The following is a 16,162-nucleotide window of genomic DNA, read 5'->3' on the forward strand; positions in this document are numbered from 1 at the left end:
CCGCCGGACACATCATCCCCCGTACCACCGGTGCCTCTGCCAATGTGGCGCCACCGCAGCACCAACAACCTTTCGAATGTGGCGCCTTGTGCTGCTACGTTCCGGAATGATCTGGGGAGAGCGATGCGCCCGATATCGCGCACGGCGCTGGGAGCGGCCACCGCCGCCGTCCTGGCCGTCACCGCGATCGCACCGTCCGTGGCGGCGCCACCGGACGACTCGACCGCACAGAGAGCGCTGACCGGCAGCGCGGCCGCGACTGCCGAGGACGCCCCGGTCACCGTCACCCTCGTCACCGGCGACAAGGTCCTGGTGAGCACCGACGGTTCGGGCAACGCGTCGGCAACGGCCATGGCCCGGGCGGACGGCACCGTACCCCTGGTGCAGACCCGGCAGTCCGGCAAGGACCTGTACGTCTACCCCGACACCGCCGCGGACGCCCTTGCCTCGGGCACCGTCGACGAGGAACTCTTCAACGTCACGGGACTGATCCGCCAGGGCTACGACGACGCCCACTCCACGACCGTCCCGCTGATCGCCACCTACACCGGGCAGGCCGCGCGCAGCACTCCCGTCACCCCGCGCGGCGCCGAGCGCGGACTCGACCTCGCCGCCGTCGACGGTGTCGCGCTCAAGGCAGACAAGAAGCAGACCGCCGCCTTCTGGGCCGACGTCACCGGCACGCGCGCCCGCTCGGCCGCCGGCCTGAAGAAGCTCTGGCTCGACCGCAAGGTCCAGGCCACCCTCGACCGGTCGACCAAGCAGGTCGGCGCCGACCTCGCCTGGGCCGCCGGATACGACGGCAAGGGCACCAAGGTCGCCGTCCTGGACACCGGTGTCGACGCCGAGCACCCCGACCTGAAGGGCCGGATCGCCGCCTCGGAGAACTTCACCGACTCCGACACCACCGACGACCGGCAGGGCCACGGCACCCACACCATCTCCACCGTGGGCGGCTCCGGCGCGGCCGGCGACGGCAGGAACAAGGGCGTCGCCCCCGGCGCCGACCTGCTGGCCGGCAAGGTCCTCAACGACAGCGGTTCCGGCGCCGAGTCCTGGATCATCGCCGGTATGCAGTGGGCCGTCGACCAGAAGGCCGACGTCGTCTCCATGAGCCTCGGCAGCCAGACCCCGACCGACTGCACCGACCCGATGAGCGTCGCAGCCGAGGAGCTCGCCCGGAACAAGGACACCTTGTTCGTCATCGCGGCCGGCAACTCCGGTCCGACGCTGAACACCGTCTCCTCGCCGGGCTGTGCCCCCGGCGTGCTCACCGTCGGAGCCGTCGACCGCGACGACTCCACGGCCCAGTTCTCCAGCCGCGGACCCGCGATCGGCTCGCACACCCTCAAGCCCGAGATCTCCGCCCCCGGCGTCGACATCTCGGCCGCCGCGGCCGGTGGCCGCGGGGTGTACGCGTACCGGACGATGTCGGGCACGTCGATGGCCACCCCGCATGTCGCGGGCGCCGCGGCCATCGTGAAGCAGCGCCACCCGGACTGGACGGCACAGCAGATCAAGGCCGCTCTCGTCTCCTCCGCGAAGAGCGACATCCCCGGCGACGTACGGGAGACCGGCGGCGGCCGCCTCGACGTCAAGGCCGCCATCGACACCACCGTCGTCGGCGCGCCCGCGCTCCAGGGCGGCACGTTCAACTGGCCGCAGGACAAGAGCGACCGCACCACGGTCGACGTCCCGTACACCAACTCCGGCACCGGGCCGGTGAAGCTGTCGCTGAGGGTCCAGGGCGTCACCGGCAACGACGGCTCGGCGGTCCGCTCCTCGGTGGCCGGGCTCGACGCGAGCAGTGTCACCGTCCCGGCCGGAGCGACCGTCACGGTCCCGCTGCGCATCGACCCGACCGCGAGCCTGAAGGCCGCCCAGTACGGAGATGTCACCGGGCGTGTGCTGGCCACCGGCGCCGGCGGCGTCAAGGTCTCCACACCGTTCTCGCTGTACGTCGGCGCCGAGACGGTCACCCTGCGCGTCAAGCTCATCGACCGCACCGGGAAGCCCGCCGCCGGATCCTCCTCGCTGGACGTCATCGGCACCGACACCGCCGACGGTGAGCGCCGATTCAACGACGGCGCGGCCGACCAGGTGTACCAGGTGCGCCCCGGCGCGTACTTCGTCTCCAGCTTCGTCACGACACCGGACCTGAAGGACGCCACCGGCAGGATGGTCGACTCCGTCGGCTACCTCGCCAGGCCGCAGCTGAACGTCACCAAGGACACCACCCTGGTACTGGACGCCCGCAAGGCCCACCGGATCCAGGTGAGAACCGAGGACCGCACGTCCGAGAGCCGCTCCACGACCCTCGCCTTCGGCCGCAGCTGGGACGACACCTGGCTGCACTCGGGTTCCGTCACCGGCAGCCGCATCATCAAGGACTACTTCGCCGACGTCCAAGGCCGGGCGAGTGACGGCGACTTCGAGTTCACCAGCTTCTGGCGCGCGTACGCCCCGCAGATCGAGAAGTTCTCGGTCGTCGGCGGCGCCGAACTGCACCCGCAGACGGCGAGCACCGGCGCCGTCAACCTCGACGGTACGGGCGAGGCCGCACTCGTCGATGCCGGCACCGGCACTCCGGACGAGCTCAAGGCCGCCGGTGTCGAGGGGAAGATCGCTCTGGTGAAGGTCGCCGACGACGGATACATGACCGTCCAGGCCCGGAACGCCAAGGCTGCCGGCGCGAAGGCACTCATCGTGTACCGGTCCTCCGCGGGCAAGTGGCTGCCGTCCCTCGGCTTCGGTTCGGCGCCCGTGCCCTCCCTCGCAGTCGAGGCGGGCGAGGCCGCCGGTCTGACTGCCGCCCTTGCGGACGGCCCCGTGAAGCTGCGCTGGAAGGCCACCGCCACCAGCCCGTTCGTCTACAATCTGGGCTTCCCCGAGACCGGCCCGGTCACCTCGGACCGTACGTACAAGGTCCGTGACAGCAAGCTCGCCAAGTCCACCGCCACGTACGAGGCGATGGGCATCGCAGCCGACTACGACGACTCGCTGGTCTTCGGCCGGCCGTACGGCGGACGCTACTCCGGCGTGTTCAGCACCGTCGCCGTCCCGGGCAAGCGCACCGAGTACTACTCGGCAGGCGACAGCACCTGGGAGCGTTTCGTCTCCTCCAGCCTGCCCTGGGGCGAGACCATGTTCGACAAGCCCCGTACGTACAAGGCGGGCCAGCAGCGTACGGAGAACTGGTACCGCGGCATCGTGGGCCCGTCGACGCCGCTCAGTCTGCAGGGTGAGCAGCAGCTCGCCGCCGAGCGTCAGGACAACCTGATCGGCGTCGCCCCGGGCTTCTGGGCCGACACCGAACACGGCGCGATGCAGGGCTCCTTCGGAGACCTGGGCGGAATGACACTCACCAGTGGCGGCGAGGTGCTCGGCCGGTCCGGCTACCCCTCCGGCGTGTTCACCGTCCCGGCCGAGGACAAGGCGTACGAACTCACCCTGGTGACGTTCAAGTCCGGTCAGCCGGCGGCCGTCTGGAAGCGGTCGACGCACACCGAGACCACGTGGAAGTTCCGCTCGCACCGCGAGGAGAACACCTACTCCCAGGGCATTCCGATGCTCTTCCCGGGCTACGACCTGGCGACGGACGGGCTGAAGACCCTGGCGGCGCAGGACGGTCAGAAGATCGAACTGAGCGTTACCGGCCACGCGGGGTACACGCCCGGCAGGCTGACCGCCGCCAAGGTCTCCTACTCGTACGACAACGGTGAGACCTGGACCGCCGCCACCACCGCGGAGAAGCGCGGCACTTGGACCGCGACCGTGAACCACGCGGGAGCGGCGGGCAAGCCCGTCACCCTGAGGACGGAACTGACGGACGCCAACGGCAACTCCGTCATCCAGACCGTGACCGACGCGTACGCCGTGCGCTGACGACACCCTGACCGGTCCGCCGGGCGTCCTTCCCGTGGGGGGTGGGGCCGCCCGGCGGACCTTTTTCCGGCGGTCAATTCCGGGCCTCTTTTCCGGATGAACCGTTTTCGCACAGCCCGCGCGGTGGACAATAAGGGCATGAGTCAGCAGGGGGAGACGCCCGCCGCCCACGAGGACGACTGGTGGCGCAGGCTGTACGACGAGACCGCGCCGGACACGGGGCCCACCAGCGCGGCCGACAGTCTCGACGACCGCTTCGACTCCGCATCGGATGCGGTGGGTCCACCGGAGGACCGCGCAGACCCGGAAACGAACGATGGCCCGGGAACGGGAACGGGCGCAGGTCCGGGTGCCCCGGCGCCGGATGCCTTTTCCGTCAAGGAGGGCGCCGCCGTCCCGGTGCCCGATCCCCGCCTGCCCACAAGGCCGTCGGCTCCCGGGGCGCCGCCCGCCGGCGCACACCGGCAGGAGCAGCCCGCACCCAAGGCGCCCCCTGCACCTCAGCGATCCGCCGCGGACGGCGTGCCCGCGCCCCAGCGATCCGTACCGGCCGCACCGCAGAAACCTGCCGGGCCGCCGCATCCCGCGCCGACGCGCACGGTGGCGTGCCCCGCTCCGTGGGAACCTCCGGCCGGAACCGCGCAGCCGCGGACCTTCGCCGCCCCGCCACCACCCGAGGCGCCCCCCGAACAGCCCGCGCGCCCCGTCACGGCGTCCCGCCCCGTCGTCGGCCACATCGGGGACCGGCCGCCCACCTACGACGCCGAACCCGTCGCCCTGCCCGTATCCGGCCCCGGTGACCTCGACGGGCTCGTCGCCGACACCGTGCTCGACGGCGCCCGGTACGGGACGTACACCCTGCGGGCCGCCTCCGTACGCGGGGACTCGGCGCGCTTCCGGGGCGAGCCCCGGCGTGACGCCCTGCTGACGGCACGCTTCGGTGCCGGTGACGGGTCCCTCGTCCTGGTCGCCGTCGCCGGCGGTGCCCGGGCCGCCGAGTACGCGCACCTCGCCGCCGCCGACGCCTGCCGCTGGATCGGGGGCGCCGTGGGCCGCAGCCACACCAGGCTCTCCGACGACATAAGGGCGGGACGCAGGGGCGATCTCAAGTCGGGTCTGCACCGTCTCACCGACCGGACCTACGGCAAGCTGCGCGCCCGCGCGGCGGAGCTGGGCATCGAAGCCGACGCCTACACCGTGGGCCTTCGCTGCCTGCTCCTGTCCGCGGACCCCGAGTGCCGCACCCGGGTCTTCTTCGGCATCGGCGACGGGGGACTGTTCCGGCTCCGTGACGGTGCCTGGCAGGACCTCGAACCGCCGGCACCACCCGCCGGTGCCGGCCGGGGGGAACCCGTCGTCGGTTTCGGCTCGGCCCCCCAGGCCGGTGCGGAGAGCGAAGAGGGGCCGGGCGGCGACCGGCTGACGATGGACCTGCAGATCACGACGCCGCCGTCCCCGTACATCGAGAGTCCGGTGCCGCCGCCCGCCGAGCCCTTCCGCTTCCGTGCCTCGGTCGCCCGTCCGGGGGACACGCTGCTGCTCTGCAGCAACGGTCTGGCCGAACCGATGCGGGGCGAGCCCGCCCTCTCCGAGGAACTCGCCGAGCGCTGGAGCGCCACCGGGCCGCCGGGACTGGCCGCATTCCTCGCGGACATCCAGACGAGGGCCAAGGGGTACGCCGACGACCGCACGAGCGCCGCCGTCTGGGAGGCGTGACGCCGCACGCCATGGGTTGATGGACTTCGGAGTCCGACGGCCGGCTGTCCCGGTCCCGGAGCCGGGACAGCCGCATGTGCGCCGAGCACACGCAGAGAGGGCGCACACCCATGGCCAAGCAGAACGTGTCGGAACAGTTCGTCGACATTCTCGTGCGGGCGGGGGTGAAGCGGATGTACGGCGTCGTCGGTGACAGCCTCAACCCCGTGGTCGACGCCATCCGGCGTAACGCCGCCATCGAATGGATCCAGGTCAGGCACGAGGAGACCGCCGCGTTCGCCGCCGGTGCGGAGGCCCAGATCACCGGCACCCTGGCGGCCTGCGCCGGGTCGTGCGGACCGGGCAATCTGCACCTCATCAACGGCCTCTACGACGCCCACCGCTCCATGGCCCCGGTCCTCGCCCTCGCCTCGCACATCCCTTCGAGCGAGATCGGGCTCGGCTACTTCCAGGAGACCCATCCCGAGCTGCTCTTCCAGGAGTGCAGCCACTACAACGAGATGATCTCCAACCCGCAGCAGATGCCCCGGCTGCTCCAGACCGCCGTCCAGCACGCGATCGGGCGCGGCGGGGTCAGCGTCGTCTCGATGCCCGGCGACATCGCCTCCCGGCCCGCCCCCGAGAAGTCGATCGAGCACGCCCTGGTCACCACGCGGCCCTCCGTACGGCCCGGCGACCAGGAGATCGAGAAGCTCTGCCGGATGGTCGACGAGGCCAAGCGGGTGACGCTCTTCTGCGGCAGCGGCACCGCCGGCGCGCACGCCGAGGTGATGGAGTTCGCCGGGCGCGTCAAGGCACCGGTCGGGCACGCGCTGCGCGGCAAGGAATGGATCCAGTACGACAATCCGTACGACGTCGGCATGAGCGGGCTGCTCGGTTACGGCGCCGCCTACGAGGCCACCCACGAGTGCGATCTGCTCATCCTGCTCGGGACCGACTTCCCGTACAACGCGTTCCTCCCGACCGATGTGAAGATCGTCCAGGTGGATGTGCGTCCCGAGCACCTGGGCCGTCGCTCCAAGCTCGATCTGGCGGTCTGGGGCGACGTGCGCGAGACCCTGCGGTCGCTCACACCGCGCGTGAAGGCCAAGACCGACCGCACGTTCCTCGACCGGATGCTGAAGAAGCATGCCGACGCGCTCGAGGGCGTGGTCAAGGCGTACACCCGCAAGGTCGAGAAGCACGTTCCGATCCACCCGGAGTACGTCGCCTCCGTGCTCGACGAACTCGCCGACGAAGACGCCGTGTTCACCGTCGACACCGGCATGTGCAATGTGTGGGCCGCCCGCTATCTCACGCCCAACGGGAAGCGCCGGGTCATCGGTTCGTTCAGCCACGGTTCGATGGCCAACGCGCTGCCGCAGGCGATCGGCGCCCAGTTCACCGACCGGAACCGGCAGGTCGTGTCGATGTCCGGCGACGGTGGATTCACCATGCTGATGGGCGACTTCCTCACCCTGGTCCAGTACGACCTGCCGGTGAAGGTGGTCCTGTTCAACAACTCCTCGCTCGGCATGGTCGAACTGGAGATGCTCGTCGCGGGGCTTCCCTCGTTCGGCACGGCCAACAAGAATCCGGACTTCGCGGCGGTCGCCCGTGCCTGCGGGGCGTACGGGGTGCGGGTGGAGAAGCCCAAGCAGCTCGAAGGCGCCCTCAAGGACGCCTTCAAGCACAAGGGTCCCGCACTCGTCGACGTGGTCACCGACCCGAACGCGCTCTCCATCCCGCCGAAGATCAGCGCCGACATGGTGACCGGCTTCGCGCTCTCCGCCAGCAAGATCGTGCTGGACGGCGGGGTGGGGCGGATGCTCCAGATGGCCCGCTCCAACCTCCGGAACATGCCCCGCCCCTGACCTGCGGCACGCTCAGGCGGGTGTCAGCCGCACCGTCAGGATCTGGAAGGGCCTGAGCGACAGCACAAGACCGTCCTCGCCGGCCACGGCCTCCTCCACCGGCCGCTCCAGCAGATCAGTGATCTGCGCCCGCACCACGGGGAAACCGACCCGCAGAGTGGTGTCCGCCCGCCCTCCGGCCGACTCGTACAGCCGCACGACGACATCACCGCCACGGTCCTCGGCGAGCTTCACCGACTCCACGGTCACCGCCGGATGCCCCGTCGTCACCAGCGACGGCACGGCCGGGGCCACCGCCGCCCGCAGCGGCAGATTGAGCGCCAGCCCCTCCCGCACCGCGTCGGTGACCTGCGCGCCGGGCGCCAGGGCGTAGCGGAAGCGGTGCGTCCCGAGATCGGCGTGCGGGTCGGGGCTGTGCGGTGCGCGCAGCAGCGACAGCCGTACGGTCGTGCCGAGCCCGGCCTCGTGCGGGGTCCGCGTCACCTCGTGGCCGTACGTCGAGTCGTTGAGGACCGCGACGCCGTAGCCCGGTTCGGCGACGCGCAGCCAGCGGTGTGCGCAGATCTCGAAACGCGCCGCGTCCCAGCCGGTGTTGTCGTGCGTCGCCCGGTGTACATGACCGAACTGGATCTCGGCCGTGGACCGTTCGGCGTGGACATCCAGCGGGAAGGCCGCCTTCAGGACTTTCTCCGACTCCTGCCAGTCCACCTCGGTGTCGATGTCGAGCCGGCGGCTGCCCGCGGAGAGCCGCAGCTCCTGCACGATCCGGGACGCTCCGAAGGAGCGCACCACACGGACGGCGGACCGCAGCGGCCCGGCCTCGACCGTCTCGACCAAGTCCGCGTCCGTCAGGTCCGTGCGCGAGCGGCGGTAGTGCCGGTCGATGTCCCAGGCGTCCCAGTGGTTGGGGTGATCCGGATGCAGCTGAAGGAGGTTCGCCCGGTGGCCGGGGGCGAGGACGTCCCGGCCGGCCACCAGGTCGCGCACCGAGGCGATCAGCCCGTCCCGGTCGACCGTGACCCGCAGGAGCCCGTTGTCCAGAACGATTCCGCCGTCGTCCGCGGTGCCGGTCGCCGTGGCCGCGTGGTCCGGCACCACCGAGCCGTCCAGCAGCCCCGCACCCAGTGCCGGCGTCTGTGCCGCCACTGCCGTACGCCCGTCGCCCAGCTCCTGCACATGGGCGCCCGACGGCAGCACTCCGCTCGCATCCGCGTCCAGTTCGAGAACGTGACTGCGGTCGTACGGCGAGGCGTTGAGCGCCACGAGACCCTCCGGCGGGCCGAGCGCCGTCACCGCCTCGGCCACCGCGTCGGCGAGCTCCGCCCGCACCTCCTCGTACGTGTCGCGGGCCTCGCGGTGCACCCAGGCGATGGACGAGCCGGGCAGGATGTCATGGAACTGCAGCAGCAGAACGGTCTTCCAGATCCTGTCCAGCTTCTCGTACGGGTAGCGGTAGCCGGGGTTGCGCAGGGCCGCCGCCGTCGCCCACAACTCCGCCTCGCGCAGAAGGTGTTCACTGCGTCGGTTGCCGCGCTTGGTGGCCGCCTGGGAGGTGTACGTCCCCCGGTGCAGCTCCAGGTACAGCTCGCCCGACCAGACCGGTGCCTCGGTGCCGTACTCCTCCTCGGCCGCCGCGAAGAACGCCGAGGGCTTCTCGATCTCGACCCGGGGCGAGCCCTCCAGATTCCGGAGCCTGCGGGCCTTCTCCAGCATCTCGCGGGTCGGCCCGCCCCCGCCGTCGCCCCAGCCGAACGGCACCAGGGAGCGTGAGGCGCGGCCCTTCTCGGCGAAGTTCTGTTCGGCACGGGCGAGTTCGCGTGCGTGGAACTGGGCGTTGTACGTGTCCACCGGAGGGAAATGCGTGAAGACCCGGGTTCCGTCGATGCCCTCCCACCAGAACGTGTGGTGCGGCATCCGGTTGTGCTGGTTCCAGGACAGCTTCTGCGTCAGGAACCACCGGACCCCGGCCAGCCGGGCCAACTGCGGGAAGGCCGCTGTGTAGCCGAAGGAGTCCGGCAGCCAGATCTCCTCCGTCTCGACCCCGAGCTCCTCGGTGAAGAACCGCTTGCCGTGCACGATCTGGCGGGCCAGCGCCTCACCGCCGGGCATGTTGGCATCGGACTCCACCCACATCGAGCCGACCGGCGCCCACTGACCGTCCGCGACCGCCTGCTTGATCCGCTCCCAGATGTGCGGCTGATGCTCCTTCACCCAGGCGTACTGCTGGGCCTGGGAGCATGCGAAGACCAGCTCCGGATAGTCCTGGGCGAGGGCGGTGACATTGGCGAAGGTGCGCGAGGCCTTGCGCACCGTCTCGCGCAGGGGCCACAGCCACGCCGAGTCGATGTGCGCGTGCCCGGCCGCCGACACGCGGTGCGCGCTCGCCGAGGCGGGCCTGGACAGGGCCTGGGCCAGTTCCGCCCGGGCCGCCGCCGCCGTGCCTGCCACATCGTGCAGATCGAGCGCGTCCAGCATGCGTTCCAGCGCCCGCAGGATCTCGTGGCGCCGCGAGCGGTCGGCGGGCAGTTCGCCCATCAGCTCGGACAGCACCTCGATATCCAGGACGAGATGCCAGACGTCCTCGTCGAGGACGGCGAGGTCGGCGGAGGCGAACGTGTAGAGGGGACGGTCCCCGGCGGTCAGTACGTCGCCGAGCGGGGTCGGTTCGAAGCCGTGCTCCAGCACGGCGGGGTTGGCCGCGGCCTCCAGGAGCAGGGCGACCGGCTCGCCGCCCTTCGCCGCCGCGGCGATCGTGAGGTGCCGGTTGCGCGGATGGATGCCCTTGAGGGGGACGCCGTCGGCGGCGTACAGCATCCCCTCCGCCTGGAATCCCGGCCCCTGGCCGGAGAACCCGGGATCGACGACCACCTCCACCCGGCGTCCCGACCACTCCTCGGGCACGCTGCCCCTGAGCCGGAACCAGGTCGTGGACCACGGCGTCCCCCACGCCGTTCCGGTCACGAAGGGCGCGTACGCCTGATCGAGAGCGTCGGCCACCGGTACGGGTTCGCCGGGGGCGTGCCAGGCGGAGAGGGCCAGAGGGATCCGGGCCGCGTACTGGGCGGGGCGGACGAACTGCTGGAGCGCCCGCTCCAGACGGCCCTCCACCAGGGTGCGGTCGTCGTGCATCACGGCTCCTCGGGGTCGGTGCCTGCGGGGTGTTACAGGGCTTCACTTCCCCGTACGGCGCCCGTGATCACCTCAGCCGCAGGGTCCCGGGCGCGGTCCGTTCCGTGATGACGTCGACCAGCGTGTCGAAGAGCGTCGGGCCCCGGCCGGCCAGCGCCTCGGCCAGCGCGTGCTCGGCAGCGGCCCTTCCGGTGGGGTGCACACGGGGGAGCGTGCGCCGCAGATGGCGTGCGGTCTCCTCGTGGCCCAGCGCACGGGCGGAGAGCGCGTGGTCGCGCCATTCGATGACGAAGGCGGCGTCGTCCGGGGTGCCCATACCGCCGCTCAGACAATCGGCGAACGAGTCGAGACCGCGGCCGAAATAGCCGCCGGGGCCGTTCACCGCCTCGCCGACCACGTCCCAGAAGCGCTCCAGGCCGGTGACCTCGGAGCCGTCGATCACATAGATCACGGTCATGCGTGGAGGGTACAAGCGCGGTTCTCCCGCCGCCGGTCCGGTGATCCGCGCCGCAGGTGGGGGACGACGGCGCGGACCGGACCGGGGGATTGCTGATCAGCAGTCGTGGTCGACCAGGTCGAAGGACTCGTAGTGGTCAGCGGTGTAGTAGTCCTCCTGGACCTCTTCGCCCGTCACGATCCGACGGGCCCCGCGGGTCGGGGAGCCGGGCGTGATGACCGTGTACTCGTGGTAGTAGCCGGTTCCCTGGCTCGGCAGGATGCCTTCCCGGTTCTGGAAGACGGTGCCGTCCTGGTCGTACGGGAAAGGGCCTCCCGCGTCGATGAGATCGAGGGTGTCGTGCGCCTGCGACGGCAGGGCGGAGTAGCAGATGCTGCCGACCGCGGTGACCGAGGGAGCGGTCGCGGCCGTCGCGGTGACCGGGCCGCCGACGAAGAGGACGGACAGGAGGGCGGCGATGCCGCCGAGCGTGGTGATCCGTGGGGGGATTCGCATGGGCACCATGATGACGCGCGTAGATCCCCATCCGTCAACGCCGACTCATGTGAATTTTTTGGAAGTTAACCGTGGGTACGAAAACGTAACGCACCCGCCTTCCGGCCGGGGTTGCGCCGGTGTCCGTTCACCTGTTGACGCCCGCACAAGCGTGAGTGCCCGCCTGTGGGGCATGCATCCCGTGAAGGTGTTCGAGGGATGACGACTCGAAGGAGGTCGATTCACTGTGCGCGCGGGGGACATGACGAAGCGACAGGAGAGCCGGCCGGTGCGGCTGCACCGGAGACTGGGGCACGCGGATCTGTCGGGCGTGGGGGAAGTGAGAGGCGCCTTGCGGGAGTTCCTGCGCTACCGCTCGCGTCCCGAGGACACCGACGTGGCAGAGCTCCTGCTGAGCGAACTCGTGACGAACGCCCTGATCCACACCCGCACCGGCGCAGTGGTCACGGTGACGGCGGCGCCCAGGCGATTACGGGTGGAGGTGCGCGACTTCCTGGCGGAGCAGGAGCCCGAGCCGTACGTACCGAACGCCGACGACGGTACGCACGGCAGGGGACTGCTCCTCGTGCAGAGCCTGGCCGACTCCTGGGGAGTCACCGCGCAGGCGCTGGGCAAGGTGGTCTGGTTCGAGCTGAACAGCGAGAAGCCCTGAGGCCTAGCCGAACTGCTGCTCCAGATCCTTGAGCTTCTGCTCCAGCGAGTCGAGCCGGGGCAGGGTCTGGGTGTCGTCCTCCGCTGTGAGGTCGACGGTCACGGGTTCACCGTTCGGGTTCTGTGCCGAAGTACTCCTGGATTTCTGGCCGTTGACGGCTTGCAGGGATGGCCGGGGACGCAGGGGCAGCTGTCCCGGCTCTGTTATGGCAGGCTCCGCGACGGCCGGTGTGCCGCCGCCCTGTGCGGGTGCGATGGCCTGGACGTCCACTTCGTGGGCGTTCCTGCCGATGCGTCCCCAGGCCCGGTTCTGCCGGTTCAGGGCCTTGATCTGCGCCCGGTCCAGCTTCGCCTGGTCCTTCCTGCGGTGCCGGTCCTGTTCCTTCTCCCGGCGGTCCTCGCGTACCTCGTCGACCGCCTCGTCCAGGGTGCGTACGCCCTCGAGGAGCATCAGCGACCAGGCGCCGAAGGTCTCCCTGGGCGCCCGCAGCCACCGTACGATCCGGATCTGCGGCAGGGGCCGCGGTACCAGCCCCTGCTCCCGCAGGGCGGCCCTGCGGGTCTGCTTGAGCGCCCGGTCGAACAGCACGGCTGCCGAGAGGGACATCCCCGCGAAGAAGTGCGGGGCGCCCGCGTGGTCCATCCCGCGCGGCGCGTGCACCCAGTTGAACCAGGCGGCAGCGCCGGCGAACGTCCACACCAGCAGCCGGGAGCCCAGCGCCGCGTCACCGTGGCTGGCCTCCCGCACCGCGAGCACCGAACAGAACATGGCGGCCCCGTCGAGGCCGAAGGGGACGAGATACTCCCAGCCCCCGGAGAGGCTGAGGTTTTGCCGGCCGAAGCCGACGAGTCCGTGGAAGGAGAGGGCGGCGGCAACCGCGGCGCAGCAGAACAGCAGCACGTACGAGGCGGTCGCGTAGAGCGCCTCCTTGCGCCTGCGGCGGTCCTCGCTGCGTTCCCAGGTGTCGTCGGCCGCGGCCTTCTCAGCGGCGCGCTTGCCGCGCGCGACCACCGTCACCGCCGCCATGACCCCCACGAGCAGTACGGCGCCCGGAAGCAGCCAGTCAAGCGATATGTCGGTCAGTCTCATGCGCGGTCCCTTGCGTCGCGTAGGGCGTTTCGGACGCCATCGTGACGGAAATACCGGACCGCTCAGGGGGGTTTCGGGGCAAGTGAACGCCATTGGGGTGGCTGGGCTCACCGTTGGACGGAATCTTCTCGAACATCCGTATAGGGCAAGCGAGTTGCGTTCGAATTCAGGTCGCCCGGACGGGCGGTGTGAGCCGACGCCCTCAGGGAGCGGGCGTCAGCTTCCGGACGCGGTCGGCGTCGCAGGTGCGCGGGCAGGTGACACAGGTGTCCTCGGGCCGCAGGGTGTAGAAGAGGCAGCAGCTCGCCCGGTCGCGGGTCGGCAGTGCCTCACCGTCGGGGCCGGTCAGCTCGCGGAAGCCCGCGGTTCCCACGTACGGCTTGGTGGTGCCGGGCAGCAGCAGCTCCAGCTCGTCCATCGCGCGGCGCTCCTCGCCGAGCAGATGGGCGATGTACCAGAGGCCCTCGACGATCTCGTCCGTCGCCATGCCCCACAGGGCGCGCTTGCCGCGCCGCATGCGCGGCCCGAAGCCGTCGAGCACGGGGCCGAGGTGCTCCGCCACCGCATCGCGGACCTCGGCCCGCAGTGCCGACTCGTCCGGCACGATCCGCGCGCCCGGCAGCGTCGCCGCCGGATCGTCCGGAAGGCAGGCGAACTCGCGCACCCGGACGGTCAGATGCCCCAGGGCCCGCTGGAAGGAGACGTCCCGGACGGGAATCCGCGGCACCCGGCGCTGCAGGAACCACGGAACGGTCACCAGCAGACAGGCGGGCCAGGCGTAGCGGTGAAGTCCGAAGCTGGCCACCACGTCGGGGCGTGCCTGGGTGCCGTAGTCCCGGAGCACCTGCGCGTTGTCCCAGGCCAGGAAGGCGTCCAGGGCGGCGCCGCCCTCGGCGAGCTCGGCGGCGCCCACCCAGCCCGCGCCCGACGGCGCGGCCGCGTCGTCGGCGAGCACCTCGGCCCGCAGCCCGGGAAAGACCTCGGCCAGGCGTACGTACGCCGCCGTCACGGGGGACGGGGCGGGGGCGGTGAGCAGGGTGGGGACGGTCATGCAGGGACCACCGAATCACGATCGTTTGCAGGTAAGCCTAACCTTACCCGAATTGATCGATGTTTGAACTGCGGCCTCCTCCGCCTATCGTGCACAGAGGGCAGGCCACGTGCGAGCCGGGCCCGTGGCAGGCCGAGGAGGTCCGGGTGGAGCAGGGCAGAGCGCGCGAGGGCGTACGCCCGCCGTACGCGTCCGCGGGGACCCCGCAGGACGTCCGTGTGCCCGAACAGGCACGCGGCGAGCACACCCACAGCGAGCCGCCCGCCCCCCGCGTGGTCCAGCGGCACTCCGTACGCGGCCAGATCCTGGACGCCCTGCGCGCCGCCCTCGTCGACGGCGAACTGGCACCGGGGCAGGTCTACTCCGCCCCGGCGCTCGGCGCGCGGTTCGGTGTCTCCGCGACGCCGGTGCGCGAGGCGATGCAGCAGCTGGCCATCGAGGGCGCCGTCGAGGTCGTGCCCAACCGCGGCTTCCGGGTCAGCGAGCGGGGCCCGCGCGAGCTGGCCGAGCTCGCCGAGGTGCGCGCCCTGATCGAGGTCCCCGTGATGCTGCGGCTGGCCCGTACCGTGCCGGCGGGCAACTGGTGCGTGCTGCGCCCGCTGGCGGACGCCACGGTCGCCGCGGCGGCCGTCGGTGACCGGGCGAGCTACGCCGAGAGCGACCGCGCCTTCCACCGTGCCGTTCTCGCGCTCTCGGGCAACCAGCAGCTCGTGGCGGTCGCCGACGAGCTCCACCGCCGTTCCCAGTGGCCCCTGGTCAGCAACCCCGCCACCCGGCGGGCCGACCTCCTCGCCGACGCCTCCGAGCACACCGCGCTGCTGGACGCGCTCATCGCGAGGGACCTCACGGTCGTGCAGTCACTCGTGCGCGAACACTTCACGGGCGCCGAGGGCTGACCCCGCGCCGTCCCCGGCCGGGGACGGCGCACCGGCCGCGAGCGTCAGTTGGCCTCCACGGTCTCCGGGGCCGGTGGCTCGAGCCGGGGGGCCAGCCACGTCGGTACGCCACCGAGCAGCCGGAACAGCCGGCCCGCCTCGGCGCGCAGCCGCCCCGCCTCGGGTTCCGTCTCGGCGTCCGCGAGCGAGAGCAGGGCCGGGGCGGTACCGACGAGATAACCCAGCTCCTCCCTTATCCGCAGCGATTCCGCGAAGCCGTGCCGTGCCTCCGCGAGCTCGCCCTCGCGCAGGGCGAGCGAGGCCAGGTGCCGCCAGGTGAACGAGAGCAGCAGCTCGTCGCCCTGGGCCGTGGCCCCGGCATGGGCCCTGCGGTACGCGGCCCGGGCGGACTGGGGGGCGTCGGAGATGTTCTGGGCGATCAGGCCCCGGCGGAAGTCCAGCAGGGGGCGGCCGGGGGCTCCCGGGGCCAGCAGCGCCGCGGCCCTGCTCAGCGCCACGCTGGCCTCGTCGGCCCGGTCCCGTACCCCGAGCAGGGTCGAGGCGTACGCGAGGTAGCCGCGCTCGCAGGCGGCCGCCCCGCGCTCGGTGTCGTCGTGGGCGAGTGCCTCGGCCGTGCGCAGGGCGTCCTCGGCCTCGGTCCAGCCCGTACTGGTGTAGAGGCACTGCTCGGTCAGCAGAGAGGTCCGCTGGAGAGCGGCTGCGGCATCCGTGGCCGCGTGGTGTTCCAGCAGTGCGGCCGCGTCCGTCCAGCAGGCGCGTGACCGCAGCCGCCATACCGCTGTCTGGAGCGGCGGATCGTCATCTGCTGTCGTTCCGGAACCAGACATGGCGGTATGCGCCACGTTGCCCTCCCCGAGCGCGCCCTTGAGCTGTTGAGTGTGGCCGCATCTCAGCACGGAATGGCACGCCGGGCCAAGGGGTGGGATCAATGTCAGGTGA

At 71.3% G+C, this 16,162-nt stretch carries 11 protein-coding genes; 5 read left to right on the plus strand and 6 right to left on the minus strand.

From position 1 onward, the window contains the following. Positions 1-123 precede the first annotated feature (123 nt). The 3 genes from ACFQ6X_RS06285 to ACFQ6X_RS06295 all read left to right on the plus strand — a co-directional run bounded on the left by ACFQ6X_RS06285 (position 124) and on the right by ACFQ6X_RS06295 (position 7,454). Positions 124-3,885, plus strand: a complete 3,762-nt coding sequence (locus ACFQ6X_RS06285; protein WP_383176702.1) for a S8 family serine peptidase — start codon at positions 124-126, stop codon at positions 3,883-3,885. Between the two features lie 138 nt (positions 3,886-4,023). Next, the gene (locus tag ACFQ6X_RS06290) at positions 4,024-5,601 is read left to right on the plus strand and encodes a protein phosphatase 2C domain-containing protein (protein WP_383176705.1); all 1,578 of its coding nucleotides are present in this window, start codon (positions 4,024-4,026) and stop codon (positions 5,599-5,601) included. Positions 5,602-5,711: 110 nt separating this feature from the next. After that, positions 5,712-7,454, plus strand: a complete 1,743-nt coding sequence (locus ACFQ6X_RS06295; RefSeq protein ID WP_383176708.1) for a pyruvate dehydrogenase — start codon at positions 5,712-5,714, stop codon at positions 7,452-7,454. A gap of 12 nt (positions 7,455-7,466) precedes the next feature. Here ACFQ6X_RS06295 and ACFQ6X_RS06300 read toward each other — a convergent pair whose 3' ends face one another. The 3 genes from ACFQ6X_RS06300 to ACFQ6X_RS06310 all read right to left on the minus strand — a co-directional run bounded on the left by ACFQ6X_RS06300 (position 7,467) and on the right by ACFQ6X_RS06310 (position 11,535). Next, positions 7,467-10,583, minus strand: a complete 3,117-nt coding sequence (locus ACFQ6X_RS06300; RefSeq protein WP_383176711.1) for an alpha-mannosidase — start codon at positions 10,581-10,583, stop codon at positions 7,467-7,469. A gap of 67 nt (positions 10,584-10,650) precedes the next feature. After that, positions 10,651-11,040 (minus strand): barstar family protein, encoded by a 390-nt coding sequence (locus ACFQ6X_RS06305; RefSeq protein ID WP_383176714.1) that lies wholly within the window; start codon positions 11,038-11,040, stop codon positions 10,651-10,653. A gap of 96 nt (positions 11,041-11,136) precedes the next feature. Then, positions 11,137-11,535: a ribonuclease domain-containing protein gene (locus tag ACFQ6X_RS06310; RefSeq protein ID WP_383176717.1), complete on the minus strand. Its 399-nt coding sequence runs from the start codon at positions 11,533-11,535 to the stop codon at positions 11,137-11,139. Positions 11,536-11,776: 241 nt separating this feature from the next. Here ACFQ6X_RS06310 and ACFQ6X_RS06315 point away from each other — a divergent pair, with 241 nt between their 5' ends. After that, on the plus strand, positions 11,777-12,187 hold the full coding sequence (locus ACFQ6X_RS06315; RefSeq protein WP_383176720.1) for an ATP-binding protein: 411 nt from the start codon (positions 11,777-11,779) through the stop codon (positions 12,185-12,187). Between the two features lie 3 nt (positions 12,188-12,190). On the opposite strand, the gene ACFQ6X_RS06320 is transcribed toward ACFQ6X_RS06315, so the two are convergent. Together ACFQ6X_RS06320 and ACFQ6X_RS06325 are read right to left on the minus strand one after the other, a co-directional pair. After that, entirely contained in the window at positions 12,191-13,276 is a 1,086-nt protein-coding gene (locus ACFQ6X_RS06320) for a DUF2637 domain-containing protein (protein WP_383176723.1), read from the minus strand. 202 nt (positions 13,277-13,478) lie between these two features. Then, on the minus strand, positions 13,479-14,327 hold the full coding sequence (locus tag ACFQ6X_RS06325; RefSeq protein WP_383176726.1) for a (2Fe-2S)-binding protein: 849 nt from the start codon (positions 14,325-14,327) through the stop codon (positions 13,479-13,481). 146 nt (positions 14,328-14,473) lie between these two features. On the opposite strand from ACFQ6X_RS06325, the gene ACFQ6X_RS06330 reads away from it, so the two are divergent. Beyond that, positions 14,474-15,223 (plus strand): GntR family transcriptional regulator, encoded by a 750-nt coding sequence (locus tag ACFQ6X_RS06330; protein ID WP_383176728.1) that lies wholly within the window; start codon positions 14,474-14,476, stop codon positions 15,221-15,223. Between the two features lie 44 nt (positions 15,224-15,267). On the opposite strand, the gene ACFQ6X_RS06335 is transcribed toward ACFQ6X_RS06330, so the two are convergent. Further along, positions 15,268-16,050 (minus strand): hypothetical protein, encoded by a 783-nt coding sequence (locus ACFQ6X_RS06335; protein WP_383176731.1) that lies wholly within the window; start codon positions 16,048-16,050, stop codon positions 15,268-15,270. Positions 16,051-16,162: the final 112 nt, after the last annotated feature.

The sequence above is a fragment of the Streptomyces sp. NPDC056452 genome (assembly GCF_042796085.1).
Taxonomy (GTDB): Bacteria; Actinomycetota; Actinomycetes; order Streptomycetales; family Streptomycetaceae; genus Streptomyces.

What these genes read in the sequence shown, in the direction of transcription:
- ACFQ6X_RS06285 (WP_383176702.1), top strand. Translation starts at nt 124, where the DNA reads ATGCGCCCGATATCGCGCACGGCGCTGGGAGCGGCCACCGCCGCCGTC.
- ACFQ6X_RS06290 (WP_383176705.1), top strand. Translation starts at nt 4,024, where the DNA reads ATGAGTCAGCAGGGGGAGACGCCCGCCGCCCACGAGGACGACTGGTGG.
- ACFQ6X_RS06295 (WP_383176708.1), top strand. Translation starts at nt 5,712, where the DNA reads ATGGCCAAGCAGAACGTGTCGGAACAGTTCGTCGACATTCTCGTGCGG.
- ACFQ6X_RS06300 (WP_383176711.1), bottom strand. Translation starts at nt 10,583, where the DNA reads ATGCACGACGACCGCACCCTGGTGGAGGGCCGTCTGGAGCGGGCGCTC.
- ACFQ6X_RS06305 (WP_383176714.1), bottom strand. Translation starts at nt 11,040, where the DNA reads ATGACCGTGATCTATGTGATCGACGGCTCCGAGGTCACCGGCCTGGAG.
- ACFQ6X_RS06310 (WP_383176717.1), bottom strand. Translation starts at nt 11,535, where the DNA reads ATGCGAATCCCCCCACGGATCACCACGCTCGGCGGCATCGCCGCCCTC.
- ACFQ6X_RS06315 (WP_383176720.1), top strand. Translation starts at nt 11,777, where the DNA reads ATGACGAAGCGACAGGAGAGCCGGCCGGTGCGGCTGCACCGGAGACTG.
- ACFQ6X_RS06320 (WP_383176723.1), bottom strand. Translation starts at nt 13,276, where the DNA reads ATGAGACTGACCGACATATCGCTTGACTGGCTGCTTCCGGGCGCCGTA.
- ACFQ6X_RS06325 (WP_383176726.1), bottom strand. Translation starts at nt 14,327, where the DNA reads ATGACCGTCCCCACCCTGCTCACCGCCCCCGCCCCGTCCCCCGTGACG.
- ACFQ6X_RS06335 (WP_383176731.1), bottom strand. Translation starts at nt 16,050, where the DNA reads ATGTCTGGTTCCGGAACGACAGCAGATGACGATCCGCCGCTCCAGACA.